This window comes from Acinetobacter sp. ANC 5378 (assembly GCF_013004315.1).
Lineage (GTDB): Bacteria > Pseudomonadota > Gammaproteobacteria > Pseudomonadales > Moraxellaceae > Acinetobacter.
On record NZ_JABERK010000034.1, the window covers coordinates 1 to 12,272 of the forward strand.

At 39.2% G+C, this 12,272-nt stretch carries 16 protein-coding genes and 1 rRNA gene; 4 read left to right on the forward strand and 13 right to left on the reverse strand.

The window, feature by feature from the left end; translation table 11 throughout:
- Window positions 1–171: 171 nt before the first annotated feature.
- Window positions 172–286, forward strand: a 5S ribosomal RNA gene (gene rrf / locus HLH16_RS07825).
- Between the two features lie 507 nt (window positions 287–793).
- Here rrf and HLH16_RS07830 read toward each other — a convergent pair.
- The 5 genes from HLH16_RS07830 to rplM form a co-directional block, all read right to left on the reverse strand.
- Window positions 794–1,456: a hypothetical protein gene (locus tag HLH16_RS07830; protein ID WP_171528886.1), complete on the reverse strand. Its 663-nt coding sequence runs from the start codon at window positions 1,454–1,456 to the stop codon at window positions 794–796.
- A 19-nt stretch (window positions 1,457–1,475) separates the two neighbouring features.
- Window positions 1,476–1,907, reverse strand: a complete 432-nt coding sequence (locus HLH16_RS07835) for a ClpXP protease specificity-enhancing factor (protein WP_171528887.1) — start codon at window positions 1,905–1,907, stop codon at window positions 1,476–1,478.
- Window positions 1,908–1,918: 11 nt separating this feature from the next.
- Window positions 1,919–2,572 (reverse strand): glutathione S-transferase N-terminal domain-containing protein, encoded by a 654-nt coding sequence (locus HLH16_RS07840; protein WP_067724804.1) that lies wholly within the window; start codon window positions 2,570–2,572, stop codon window positions 1,919–1,921.
- Window positions 2,573–2,905: 333 nt separating this feature from the next.
- A complete protein-coding gene (rpsI, locus tag HLH16_RS07845; protein ID WP_131290207.1) occupies window positions 2,906–3,292 on the reverse strand; it encodes a 30S ribosomal protein S9 in 387 nt (128 codons plus the stop codon).
- Window positions 3,293–3,304: 12 nt separating this feature from the next.
- The gene (gene rplM / locus HLH16_RS07850) at window positions 3,305–3,733 is read right to left on the reverse strand and encodes a 50S ribosomal protein L13 (protein WP_067724808.1); all 429 of its coding nucleotides are present in this window, start codon (window positions 3,731–3,733) and stop codon (window positions 3,305–3,307) included.
- Window positions 3,734–4,057: 324 nt separating this feature from the next.
- On the opposite strand from rplM, the gene pdxA reads away from it, so the two are divergent.
- The 3 genes from pdxA to HLH16_RS07865 are packed head-to-tail and all read left to right on the forward strand — an operon-like array spanning window position 4,058 to window position 6,709.
- Window positions 4,058–5,026, forward strand: coding sequence for a 4-hydroxythreonine-4-phosphate dehydrogenase PdxA (gene pdxA / locus HLH16_RS07855; protein ID WP_171528888.1), 969 nt, complete (start codon window positions 4,058–4,060; stop codon window positions 5,024–5,026).
- A gap of 21 nt (window positions 5,027–5,047) precedes the next feature.
- Window positions 5,048–5,860: a 16S rRNA (adenine(1518)-N(6)/adenine(1519)-N(6))-dimethyltransferase RsmA gene (gene rsmA / locus HLH16_RS07860; protein WP_171528889.1), complete on the forward strand. Its 813-nt coding sequence runs from the start codon at window positions 5,048–5,050 to the stop codon at window positions 5,858–5,860.
- On the forward strand, window positions 5,861–6,709 hold the full coding sequence (locus HLH16_RS07865) for a symmetrical bis(5'-nucleosyl)-tetraphosphatase (protein WP_171528890.1): 849 nt from the start codon (window positions 5,861–5,863) through the stop codon (window positions 6,707–6,709).
- A 61-nt stretch (window positions 6,710–6,770) separates the two neighbouring features.
- Here HLH16_RS07865 and HLH16_RS07870 read toward each other — a convergent pair whose 3' ends face one another.
- The 8 genes from HLH16_RS07870 to hflX form a co-directional block, all read right to left on the reverse strand.
- Complete coding sequence (locus HLH16_RS07870) at window positions 6,771–7,220, reverse strand: DUF2147 domain-containing protein (RefSeq protein ID WP_171528891.1); 450 nt, start codon at window positions 7,218–7,220, stop codon at window positions 6,771–6,773.
- 155 nt (window positions 7,221–7,375) lie between these two features.
- Window positions 7,376–7,825 carry a DUF2147 domain-containing protein gene (locus tag HLH16_RS07875; RefSeq protein ID WP_171528892.1) on the reverse strand — a complete coding sequence of 150 codons (450 nt, stop codon included), beginning with the start codon at window positions 7,823–7,825 and terminating at the stop codon, window positions 7,376–7,378.
- Between the two features lie 160 nt (window positions 7,826–7,985).
- Complete coding sequence (locus HLH16_RS07880; RefSeq protein ID WP_171528893.1) at window positions 7,986–8,435, reverse strand: DUF2147 domain-containing protein; 450 nt, start codon at window positions 8,433–8,435, stop codon at window positions 7,986–7,988.
- A gap of 161 nt (window positions 8,436–8,596) precedes the next feature.
- The gene (locus tag HLH16_RS07885; protein WP_131290185.1) at window positions 8,597–9,043 is read right to left on the reverse strand and encodes a DUF2147 domain-containing protein; all 447 of its coding nucleotides are present in this window, start codon (window positions 9,041–9,043) and stop codon (window positions 8,597–8,599) included.
- Window positions 9,044–9,203: 160 nt separating this feature from the next.
- A complete protein-coding gene (locus tag HLH16_RS07890) occupies window positions 9,204–9,650 on the reverse strand; it encodes a DUF2147 domain-containing protein (RefSeq protein ID WP_171528894.1) in 447 nt (148 codons plus the stop codon).
- A gap of 86 nt (window positions 9,651–9,736) precedes the next feature.
- Window positions 9,737–10,411, reverse strand: coding sequence for an LrgB family protein (locus HLH16_RS07895; RefSeq protein ID WP_171528895.1), 675 nt, complete (start codon window positions 10,409–10,411; stop codon window positions 9,737–9,739).
- A gap of 10 nt (window positions 10,412–10,421) precedes the next feature.
- Entirely contained in the window at window positions 10,422–10,793 is a 372-nt protein-coding gene (locus tag HLH16_RS07900) for a hypothetical protein (RefSeq protein ID WP_171528896.1), read from the reverse strand.
- Between the two features lie 43 nt (window positions 10,794–10,836).
- Window positions 10,837–12,168, reverse strand: coding sequence for a ribosome rescue GTPase HflX (gene hflX / locus HLH16_RS07905; RefSeq protein ID WP_171528897.1), 1,332 nt, complete (start codon window positions 12,166–12,168; stop codon window positions 10,837–10,839).
- Window positions 12,169–12,272 lie beyond the last annotated feature (104 nt).

Genomic DNA, 12,272 nt, shown 5'->3' on the forward strand with positions numbered 1-12,272 from the left:
CTTGACTATACAACACCCAAACAGTTGTATGGTTCGATTGAATCACTACAAAAAACTTGATTTAGTGAAGCGTTAGTTAGACAATAGCAACTCAAACAGCCCAATCTGTAAAGATTTGGAAAAAGCAACGGCACACAAATAAGACCCGAGCAAGTATCCATAAACAGTTGTGCTGGCGACAATAGCAAGAGTGAACCACCTGATCCCTTCCCGAACTCAGAAGTGAAACCTCTTTGCGCTGATGGTAGTGTGGGGTTACCCATGTGAGAGTAAGTCATCGCCAGCTCATTAATTCTAAAATCCCCCTGACTCATAGAGCAGGGGGATTTTTTTATGGGCGGAAGAAATTAAAAAAGCTCTATATGGAGCCTTCTTTATCAAGTATTTGAAAAAAGTGATGATCAATTTTTTGGATTAAATCTTGATTTTGAAAGAATGAAAATATTTATCCTTAGCAACTTCTTGTACTAAGAAGTAGGATGCAAGGCGATTAAAAGCCAACAAAGTCTTTAACCTTGTTAAAAATTACGTTCATGGTAATAAAATCAGCTTTTTATGCCTTAGGCAAAAAAGAATTAATAAAAGCTTAAATAAAAAAATTGGCTAAATAGGGCAAGGAATCTTTGGTAATTGGAAAGACTTTTATATATGTATTGCTGCATTAAATAATAGGTATGGCAAATTTTTAATTTTTATCTATGTTATTTATTAAGTCTAAAGTGCTGGACTATTCGTAAATAAAAAATCGCCATTTAGGCGATTTTTATCTTGTTTAACTAAAATTTTAAATATTTTAGTTAAACATTTGTGTTGCAGCACAATATAAAATCCAGAGAATAATAATAGCAACTACAGGTTCGAGAATTTTTGACCACCCTGGAACTGTAGTATTTACTACCGCTGCAGAATTGTCTTGATCTTCATTGGCATCAGTATGTTGTTGACTAACCATTTGATTAAACTCCTTCATCGTTGAGTCTAATGATATCTCTTCTTGCACAATTGGTTTAGAGCCTTTTAACTCTAATAGATCGTTTGTTGACCAAACCCAATCAGGGGCTTGACCTGAAAGATGTTCAATTTGTCCTAAAAGTAATTCCCGTAATCCTTGGACTTCGAGATTACCAATGTCATTGAGCTGTTTAAGCTCTGTCAATTGTAATCTTAATATCTCTGTAACTGCTGGCTCTAATTCATTTTTAGCTAATGTAGATTGATTTTTTGACGAAGTGGTGAGATGACGTGCAACCTCTTGAATAAAGAGTTCTTCGGGTGAGGAAATTTCTTGATAAACTTTTTTGTCATTAGAACGCCAAAGTGTAATCAACTTACCCAATACAAGCGCATTTATTTCTAACAAATGCTCTTTTCTATCTTCTCTAGAGTGTTGCTCGAGAAGCTGAGGCTTTTGATTGTTAATCTGCTCAGCAAAATATTGTACTAAATCAAAAGCCATCAATTTACTCCATCTTATTTTAGTCTAATAACCGTAGGCTCGGTTTTTTCTTAGGTTGTTCAGTTTCTTCTGAAAGTGTTGTTGATTTTAAAGTATCTTCAGGGATTTGAATATCTTCATATTCATTTGGATCAAAGAATAAACCTTGACCATTTTCGCGTGCATAAATGCCCACCACGGCATTTAAGGGTACATATATATCACGTGATACTCCACCAAAGCGAGCAGAGAAGGTGATGCTCTCATTGCTCATATTTAATTTATGTACCGCATGAGGGGCTATATTTAAAACAATTTGTCCATCTTGAATAAATTGTTCTGGCACCATCGTATTTGATTGTGTGGCATCAACAAGTAAATGTGGGGTAAGGTTGTTGTCACAAATCCATTCATAAATTGCACGCGCAAGATATGGGCGGGTAGGAGTGAGGTTTAATTCCTGATCAGACATTGAAAGATACTCTATTGATTCACTAAAATTTCACGATATTTATTTTTTTCCTGCATAGTCATTGACTTGGTAAAGGCAGGACGGGTAAATATTCGTTGGCAATATAATAAAATTGGTCGGCAATGTTGTTTAGGGAGTTCAATCCCCATTGAATGTAACCGTAAAAAGATTGGCGCTAACATGCAATCTAAAATTGTAAAATTTTCTGACATGAAATAGGGGAAATGCTGAAATAATGGTGTCAGTGAGATCAGTATGTCGCGCAGTTGTTTTTGGGCTTTTGCTTTATCTTTTTCATTTAAGCTATCTGGGTGACGCAACATGATATCTGCAAGTTTTAGCCAATCTTGTTCAAATCGCCAAATATATTGACGTTGTTCCGAGCGCGGCATGGGGGCGTCAGCATACAATTTATTTTGACGATAACGATCATCTACATATTCGGAAATAATACTGGTATTGAACAGTTTAAGTTCATTTTCAATCAGCATGGGTACTTGGTTGTATGGATTTAAGCTGGCGAGATCTTCGTCGTCTTCATCCACAATAATAAGATGATATTTAATTTGCTTCTCGGCCAGGACATAGCGAATCCAATGTGAACGAAAGTCATCTGCATGGCTATAGAGTGTAATTCCTTGAACAGGTGCGGTTTCGACGGACATAATCCCAAACAAAGCAAAAATGAATAGAATAGGATACTAAAATTCAACCTAAAAAGCACGAAGCATAAAAGATGAATCAACCACAAGAAATGTAGATTATAAGCAAAAATGATTGGAGCAATAGAATATGATAATTAAACTGGGTTTAATGATGCTGTTTATTTTAATTGGTGTTGCTAACTACTATCTCAGCAAGTCCTTTTGGTGTCATGAAGGAGTGTGGGGTAAAGATGTGCATGAACAATAGGAAAATAAATGTTGCCTATGAATTTGCAGGACATAAAAAAGCCTTGGATAAACCAAGGCTTTTTTATGTCCGATTCGGTAAACGAATTAACGTTTAGAGAATTGAGGACGTTTACGAGCTTTACGTAAACCAAGTTTCTTACGTTCAACTTCACGAGCATCACGAGTAACGAAACCAGCTTGACGAAGAGCAGGTTTTAAGTTTTCGTCAGCAGCGATCAATGCACGAGTAATACCGTGACGGATAGCGCCAGCTTGACCACCAATACCACCACCAGCAACAGTGATGTAAAGGTCAAATTTTTCAGTAACTTCTAAAAGTTCTAAAGGTTGACGAACGATCATACGAGCAGTTTCACGACCGAAATATTGCTCAAGAGTACGATTGTTGATTACGAGTTTACCTGTACCAGCTGATAAGAAAACACGTGCAGTTGCGGTCTTACGGCGACCTGTACCATAGTTAGTAGCCATGTGCTGTATCCCTTAGATGTCCAAAACTTGTGGCTGTTGAGCTGTATGTGGATGCTCAGTACCAGCGTACACTTTCATTTTTTTGATCATTGCATAACCAAGAGGACCTTTTGGTAACATACCTTTAACAGCTTTTTCTAAAACTGCTTCAGGTTTGTGAGCAATTAACTTCTCGAAGTTAGTCTCACGGATACCACCAGGGAAACCAGTATGGCGATAGTATTTCTTATCGTGAGCTTTTTTACCAGTCACAGTAATTTCTTCAGCATTGATTACAACGATATAATCGCCAGTGTCAACGTGAGGAGTATAAGAAGTTTTATGCTTACCGCGTAAACGACGAGCGATTTCAGTCGCAAGACGACCTAAAGTTTTGCCAGAAGCATCAACAACGTACCAGTCGTGTTGAACTTCAGCTGGCTTAGCGCTGAGAGTTTTCATTAAACCACTACCTATTATAGTTGGTTTGGACTATGGAATCTGTCCAAACAAAAGGAGACGCGATTCTAAACGAATACGTGAAGAATCACAAATGAAAAAGCAAATTTCAAGCGCTATATTCTATAGTAAAAATATCGTCGTGCAAAGAATAACCATAGATAATTTTCTGATTTTTCGACAAAGGGAAATTAAACTTCGTCAGGTCATGAAAAGTTCATCGCATCAAAGGAGTTTCAGGTTGAAAATGATTGCGGATCAAAATATGTAAGGGAGCAAAGGCGTATATAATGGTGAGATTAGATCACAGCGTAAAAGAGATGGAATATGCTTCCCTTATATGTCACCAGTGGTGAACCTGCAGGTATTGGTCCAGACATTTGTTTAAGTCTGGCGATGCGTATTGATGAACGTCCAATTGTGGTTTTAGCTGATATCAATTTATTAAAAAAACGTGCTGAAATTCTCAATCAAACAGTTGAACTTATTGCATATAAAGGACAATCAGAATCTTCAGCACAAGGTCAGTTATATGTTGAACATGTTCCATTAAACACCGATGTGGTATTGGGTGAGTTGGATGCTGAAAATTCTGCCTATGTATTAGAGCAATTACGTCGTTCTGCTGATTATGCGATGTCAGGCAAAAGTGTCGGTGTCGCAACGGCTCCCGTACAAAAATCAATTATCAATGAAGCGGGTATTCACTTTAGTGGTCATACTGAGTATTACCAAGAATTTGCAGGTGTTGAACGTGTAGTGATGATGCTTGCGACTAAAACTTTGCGTGTGGCACTTGCAACTACGCATCTGCCTTTACGTGATGTTCCCGATGCCATTACCAAACAGCGTTTGCATCAAGTGATTGATATTTTGATTCATGACTTAAAAACCAAGTTTAAGATTGAGCAGCCGCATATTTTAGTTTGTGGCTTAAATCCGCATGCAGGTGAGGGTGGTTATTTAGGCATGGAAGAAATCGAAGTGATTAATCCGGTGCTTGAAAGTTATCGAGCACAAGGCATTAATATGAGTTTGAGTCTTCCCGCTGATACCTTATTCACCCCTGAAAATTTAAAAGATGCAGATGCCGTTTTAGCGATGTATCACGATCAAGGCTTACCTGTGTTAAAATCTCAAGGATTTGGTGAAGCCATTAATATTACTTTAGGCTTGCCGTTTATTCGTACTTCTGTAGATCATGGCACAGCACTCTCCCTTGCAGGCACCGGACTGGCCAAAAGTTCAAGTTTGCACGTTGCTGTCGATTTAGCCCTTGATCTCGCCCGTCACTAATTTCACGTTGGAACTGTTTTTATGTATCAGATTAATGCCCTAAACCCAAAACAGGAAGGGCATCAGGCTCGAAAAAGATTTGGTCAGAACTTCTTACATGATCAACGGGTGATTGCCAAAATTGTGCGATCTGTAAATCCGCGTGCAGGTGAAAATATTGTTGAAATTGGTCCGGGTCTGGCTGCATTAACTTCACCTTTAATTGGTGAATGCGATGCCTTAACCGTGATTGAGCTGGATCGTGATTTGGCTGCAGGTTTGCCTGGCCGTGTACCGCATCCAGAGCGTTTAACCATTATTGAAGCTGATGCATTGAAATATGACTTTACCGAGTTGTTTAATGAAGATCGTCCGTTACGTGTAGTGGGTAACTTGCCGTATAACATTTCAACACCGCTTTTGTTCCATCTCTTGGAATTTGGTGACAAAGTTAAAGACATGCACTTCATGTTGCAAAAAGAAGTTGTGGATCGTATTACCGCTTCTCCAAATACCAAAGAATATGGTCGTTTATCTGTGATGATTCAGTATTACTGTAAACCGACGTTTTTATTTGAAGTACCGCCAGGATCTTTTAATCCGCCACCAAAAGTGACATCTGCCGTATTCCGTTTAGAGCCCTATGCTGTAAAACCGATTATTGCTAAAAATGAAAAAGCTTTGGCACGTCTGGTTTCACATGTGTTTACCCAACGTCGTAAAACTTTGCGTAACAGCTTGAAGGGTATGTTGGTGGAAGATGGCTTCGAGAATGCCGGTATTGATCCGATGGCACGTCCAGAAACCTTAACCATGGCTCAATTTGTTGCTTTGTCAGATCAAATGGTGGCTTAAGTGGCACGCTCGGATATTCGATACAATTACGTCATTGGTGATGTTCAAGGCTGTTTTGAAGCCTTAAAAGCCTTATTGAAAGAAATTAAGTTCGACCCTGATCAAGATTTTATCTGGTTTGCCGGTGATTTGGTTGCACGTGGTGAAAACTCGATTGGCACACTACGTTTTGTTAAAAAACTGGTCGATCGTGATGTCGCAGCGACGGTATTGGGTAATCATGACCTGACGCTTTTAGCCTGTGCGCGTGGTTTAAAAGCGTTACAAGATAAAGATAATACCCGTGATGTGATTGATGCGATTGATAGTGACGACTTGATTGATTGGTTACGCAAACAACCATTGTGTCTTTTCCCGAATGATCAAACTATTTTGACCCATGCCGGTATTCCGTGTATCTGGTCGGCAGAACAAACTTTTGCCTTGGCTAAAGAAGTTGAAGCGATCATCAGTCATGAAGATTTTGCTTTGGTCGATGCTTTCTTAGCCGAGATGTACGGCAAAGAACCTGATCTTTGGTCAGATGATCTGGAGGGTAATGCACGCTTACGTTGTATTACCAACTATTTAACCCGTATGCGTTTAACCAACAGCGAAGGTCGTCTAGAGTTCAGCTTTAAAGATTCACTCGATGATCCCATGCCACAAGGTTTTAAACCGTGGTTTGAATTTGAATCGGAAGCTGCGAAAACCCATCAACTGATTTTTGGACATTGGGCTGCATTACAGGGTAAAACCATTAATCCACAGATTCAAAATGTCGATGGTGGCTGTGTTTGGGGTAAGCAGTTGATTGCCTATCGCCTGGAAGATAAAGAAATATTTGAAGTTGATAATCCAGTGATGTAGTGTTTGGATGATTTACAAAATAAAAAAGCCACATCATGTGGCTTTTTTATTGGTCATTTATTTAGTCAAGTCTAATCCAGGTCTGACTACGTCCTAAAGTTGAAACGCCCATATAGGCTCTTAAGGTTAGGCGCTTACCTGTGGCATTCATTTTAATTTTGGCATCATAGATTTTGCCTGCTAAAGGATCAATCACCCGACCTTTTTCATAGTTATTGGTTCCTTCCACATGTTTTAAGCCCTTAATGATTTCCATACCCAAAATTGGCTGGTTGGTATATGGTGCTGGGCAGTTATTACAGGTTTCTCGCGGAGAATAACCCGGTCGAGGGGTCACTTTAATAATCTTGGCGGTAAAATTGTTGTTGGCTTCTTTATGAATTTTGATGATCGCTTTGGCTGCACCTGATTTATCATCAATTTGTTGCCAAGTTCCAGAAATATCCTCAGCAAAAACATTGCCACTAAAAACCACACTCGCTAAAGTTGCAAGTAACAGATTCTTTTGCATATAAAACCTTTCCATAACTCATTATTTTTTATTGAGTCGGTATCTTAGGTTGATTATGTGATTAGTCAATATTCTGGGGAGTCTACAAAAGATTCAATTATTTTATTGACGAATGTATAAAAGCCACATCATGTGGCTTTTATATGGGTATTTATTTAGTTCAGTCTAATCCAGGTTTGACTACGTCCTAATGCGGATACACCCATATAGCCACGTAAAGTCAAACGTTTGCCATTGGCATTTAAACGAACTTTGGCATCATAAATTTTCCCGGCAAGCGGGTCGATGACACGACCTTTTTCGTAGTTATTGGTCCCTTCTACATGTTTTAAGCCCTTAATGATTTCCATGCCTAAAATTGGATCGTTGGTATATGGAGCGGGACATTTATTACATGTTGCACGAGGAGTATAGCCAGGACGGGGTGTAACTTTAACAATTTTACCTGTATAGGTATTATTGGTTTCTTTATTAATTTTAATAATGGCTTTAGCAGCACCTGTTTTATCATCAATCTGCTGCCAAATTCCAGAAATATCCTCAGCAAAAACATTGCCACTAAAAAGCACACTCGCCAAAGTTGCAAGCAATATATTCTTTTGCATAAAAAACCTTTCCATAACGCAACACTTTTTATTGAGTCGGTATATTAGACTGATTATGTGATTAGTCAACATTCTGGAGAGTGTGCAAAAAATGAAATTATTATATTGATGAAGGTAAAAAAGCCACATCACTGTGGCTTTTATTTAAGTCGAATCCTGGCTATTCTGCGCGAAGCCAAGTTTGACTGCGTCCTAGTGCGGAGATACCGACATAGCCACGTAAGGTCAAGCGTTTACCATTGGCACTTAGCTTGACTTTAGCATCATAAATTTTGCCTGCAAGCGGATCAATGACACGCCCTTTTTCATAGTTATTTGTATCCGGCACGTGTTTTAAACCAGTGAGAACATCCATACCCAGAATCGGTTGATTGGTATATGGTGTTGGACAATTGTTGCATGACTTTTGAGGTGTATAACCTGGACGAGGAGTCACTTTGACAATTTTACCTGCATAGGTGTTATTGGCTTCTTTACGAATTTCGATAAGCGCTTTAGGTGAGCCTGTTTTATCGTCAATTTGTTGCCAAGTCCCCGACAGATCTTGTGCCAATAGATTTCCACTGAAAAATAAGCCAACGAAAGTAGCAAGCAAAATATTCTTTTTCATATCAATTCCTTCGATTGTGGATTGTAGTTTTTTTATCCATAAGAACATATTATGAGCGTTTTATAATTAGTCAATATATTGCGTCATAACAAATTAAAATAATGTGAAATATTTAAATCACTCGGAATAAAAAAGCCACATAGTGTGGCTTTTTGTCAGAATTAGTCACTTTTAATCCATGTTTGGCTGCGACCAAGTGCGGAAACACCCACATAACCACGTAGAGTGAGACGTTTACCATTGGCACTCAATTTTGCTTTTCCACTGTAGATTTTACCGCTGAGGGGGTCAAGAACTTTGGCATTTACAAAGTGGTTATTATCGGCAGCTTTCAACCCGGTTAAAATATCCAAGCCTAAAATAGGTTTATTAGTATAAGGTGCTGGACAATTTACACAGGTTTCCTTCGGGGTATAACCCGGGCGTGGCGTTACTTTGATAATTTTCGCGGTATAAGTACCATTACTTTCTTGGCGCATTTCAAGAATCGCTTTTGACGAGCCTGTTTTATCGTCAATCGTTTTCCAGGTTCCCGTAATATCATTTGCCAATACATTCCCACTGAAAACTACACTTGCAAAAGCAGCACATAATATATTCTTCTTCATATCAATTCCTGTGAGTTGGAAAATATTTTTTTTATCTATATAAAGATATAATCATCGTTTAAAGATCAGTCAACCTATTGCTTTATGAAAATGAAAAATAATGTGAATTATTTGAATAATAGTGAATAAAAAAGCCACATAGTGTGACTTTTTGTCATATTTAGTCGTTTCTAATCCAGGTTTGACTACGGCCCAATGCTGAAACCCCAACATAACCACGCAGAGTTAAGCGTTTACCATTCGGACTTAATTTTGCTTTCATACTGTAGATATGACCGCTAAGTGGATCAATAATCTTACCGTGAGTAAAATTGGATCCTTCCGCTGGTTTTAAACCTTTCAAAATATCCATGCCTAGAATGGGCTTGTTGGTATAAGGAGCAGGACAATTCATACAGGTTTCTTTGGGGGTGTAACCTGGACGAGGCGTTACTTTGATAATTTTTGCGGTATAAGTGCCATTAGTTTCTTGACGAATTTCAATAATAGCTTTTGAAGAACCGGTTTTATCATCAATATTTTTCCAGGTTCCCGCAATGTCTTCAGCAAAAACGGCACTACTGCTGGTAGAAAGAAGTAGGGCTGCTAAAATTTTAAAATTTCTCATCAAAAAAACCTTAGGATAACTTTATGAACAATTTTTATCATAAGGTCAAATTTTGACTATATAAATGTTTATTAATGATCACTCAGTCACATTTTCTGCAAATAAAGTATAAAGGTTGGTAACCAGATAGCTGTAAACACGGCATTTACTGCCATGCCAAAAGCCGCATAACGTCCTGCCACACTGCCTCGTTGCCATGCTTGTGCAGTCCCAATGGCATGTGCAGCCAAGCCCAAGGCCAGACCAGAGGCTCTTTCATCGTGAATATGACGCAAGATAAAAGGAGAAAAAGCAGCGCCAATCACACCGGATAAAATGACAATTAAAATTACCAAGGTGAGTGGTGCATGTAAAAGTGTGGCGATATTAATGGCAATTGGAGTTGTTACCGCTCGAGTTGCAAATGCCATAATGCTTGCATCAGACATATGCAGTAAATAGGCAAGTCCCATCGGTAAAGCTACAGCACTAATACTGGCAAAGACCAAAATACCGACAATGGCCTTGAGTGGTAAGTCGTCATAACGCATGGCTGCAAGCGGAATAGCCAAGGCAACGGTGACATAGCCGAGTAAATGATTAAATAGCGGATTGACCTGTGTCATATAAGATTCGTAAGGGATCCCAAACACAAACAGCAATCCGATAATGAAAAACATGCCGATAACAATGACCGGAACTTGTGGAAGCTTTTTATTTAAAGGTTTGGCAATCAGATAGGCGAACAGGGTTAATATAAAACCGTAGAGTACTGCTAACATCATATTTCCCCTATAACCAGCGCTTGGCCATTTTTGCGTAGACCCATAATGGAATCAGAGTACTGATACACATCACTACAAGAAAAACAGGAATTTCCTTTCCCATGTGCACCAACATAATCAGAGAACCGGCACTAATCGGTAAAAAAGCGAAGGCACTTTCTTTCATGATTTTATTGTTGGTGTCGACTAAACGCGCAGGTAATTTGTGGACATTTCTCCAGATAAGCAGAGTCATCAATAAGCTAATCAAGCCCACCAAATTACCCAGTTCAGGATGATTGAATTGTGTCATTAACCATACTGCTCCCTCACGAAAGCAGATGATTAATGCCAGTGTACCAATCCATGCTGGCCAGTCGATTGTTTTTATCCAGTCCATTTTTACCAAACTTTAAAATTATACTTATCACGTTTTAACCGATTTATCTTTTGATTTCAAATTCCTCTAATGGCCTTTTAAATTGTATGGCTTTTTTTCCCAGAATTTCATCAATCGGCAAATGTGCTTGTTTAATCAATTGTTCCAGCTTTTGTGGCGCAATAATCACGTGTAAATGCAGGTTGCCTTCTTCATCATGATTTTCGGTTTGAATGACATTGAGCGCATACAATTGAGTACGCAATTTTCCATATTCAGGTTTTAGCACCAGCTCGAAACTTTGCAATTGTCCCATCAAGCATTCTTGAACTGCTTGGCGCAACAAGTCTAAGCCTTGATTGGCATGCGCAGAGACATAGACCCGATCAGGAAAATGCGGTTTTGCATACACAATTTTGGCATCTTCACCGCTAAGATCAATTTTGTTATAAACGCGAAGTACCGGAACATCGACACCGATTTCTTTTAAAACCGATTCTACTGCTTCAATTTGTTCCAGCATATCTGGGCTGCTGGAATCGATGACATGCAGCAGCAAGGTCGCCTCAGCCGTTTCCTCAAGCGTGGCTTTAAAGGATTCTACCAAGGCATGGGCGAGGTTACGGACAAAACCTACGGTATCGGCCAGAACCAAAGCCCCAATCCCATCCCAATTTAAACGGCGTAAGGTTGGATCAAGTGTTGCAAACAGCTGGTCTGCCGCATAAACGTCAGAGCGCGCCAATAGGTTAAATAAGGTTGATTTCCCCGCATTGGTATAACCGACAAGAGATACTGTTGGAATTGCAGCTTTCTGGCGTGCAGAACGACCTTGTATGCGGGTTTGACGAACTTTTTCCAGTTTGTCTTTGAGTTGTCCAATACGTAAACGAAGTAAACGACGATCCGTTTCCAATTGGGTTTCACCCGGTCCGCGTAAACCAATCCCGCCTTTTTGACTATCTAAACTGATGCCGCGTCCGACCAGTCGTGAAGACAGATAATCCAATTGCGCCAATTCAACTTGAAGTTTACCTTCATGAGTACGAGCACGTTGAGCAAAAATGTCCAGAATGAGCCGGGTACGATCAATCACGCGGCATTGAATGATTCGTTCTAAATTGCGTTCTTGGGAAGGACTTAAGGCATGATCAAAAATGACCAAATCTATTTCTAATTCTTTAACTCGCTCCGCGATTTCTTCTGCTTTTCCAGAACCAATAAATAGTTTTGGATCCGGTTTGATCCGTTGAGCGGTCATATGTTCTACAATTTCAGCACCCGCTGACTGGGCTAATAAGCGAAATTCTTCTGCATCAAGGTCATCTAAAAGTTGTACAGAGACACTTACTAATAGGGCGCGTTCGCCACCTTGATGTCGCTCAAAATATTCCACTAAATGCTATCTCAACTACGTTAAAACTTCATTTTAGTAGAAAATAAGCACCGATAGTGAAAAATAGATCGGACTTGCCAAACTAAGGCAATAAAACCCTGAAT

Bases quoted from the DNA above. Each gene is read 5' to 3' on its own strand.
- HLH16_RS07830 (WP_171528886.1), bottom strand. From the start codon at position 1,456: ATGGCTTTTGATTTAGTACAATATTTTGCTGAGCAGATTAACAATCAA.
- HLH16_RS07835 (WP_171528887.1), bottom strand. From the start codon at position 1,907: ATGTCTGATCAGGAATTAAACCTCACTCCTACCCGCCCATATCTTGCG.
- HLH16_RS07840 (WP_067724804.1), bottom strand. From the start codon at position 2,572: ATGTCCGTCGAAACCGCACCTGTTCAAGGAATTACACTCTATAGCCAT.
- rpsI (WP_131290207.1), bottom strand. From the start codon at position 3,292: ATGGCTACTAACTATGGTACAGGTCGCCGTAAGACCGCAACTGCACGT.
- rplM (WP_067724808.1), bottom strand. From the start codon at position 3,733: ATGAAAACTCTCAGCGCTAAGCCAGCTGAAGTTCAACACGACTGGTAC.
- pdxA (WP_171528888.1), top strand. From the start codon at position 4,058: ATGCTTCCCTTATATGTCACCAGTGGTGAACCTGCAGGTATTGGTCCA.
- rsmA (WP_171528889.1), top strand. From the start codon at position 5,048: ATGTATCAGATTAATGCCCTAAACCCAAAACAGGAAGGGCATCAGGCT.
- HLH16_RS07870 (WP_171528891.1), bottom strand. From the start codon at position 7,220: ATGCAAAAGAATCTGTTACTTGCAACTTTAGCGAGTGTGGTTTTTAGT.
- HLH16_RS07875 (WP_171528892.1), bottom strand. From the start codon at position 7,825: ATGCAAAAGAATATATTGCTTGCAACTTTGGCGAGTGTGCTTTTTAGT.
- HLH16_RS07880 (WP_171528893.1), bottom strand. From the start codon at position 8,435: ATGAAAAAGAATATTTTGCTTGCTACTTTCGTTGGCTTATTTTTCAGT.
- HLH16_RS07885 (WP_131290185.1), bottom strand. From the start codon at position 9,043: ATGAAGAAGAATATATTATGTGCTGCTTTTGCAAGTGTAGTTTTCAGT.
- HLH16_RS07890 (WP_171528894.1), bottom strand. From the start codon at position 9,650: ATGAGAAATTTTAAAATTTTAGCAGCCCTACTTCTTTCTACCAGCAGT.
- HLH16_RS07895 (WP_171528895.1), bottom strand. From the start codon at position 10,411: ATGTTAGCAGTACTCTACGGTTTTATATTAACCCTGTTCGCCTATCTG.
- HLH16_RS07900 (WP_171528896.1), bottom strand. From the start codon at position 10,793: ATGGACTGGATAAAAACAATCGACTGGCCAGCATGGATTGGTACACTG.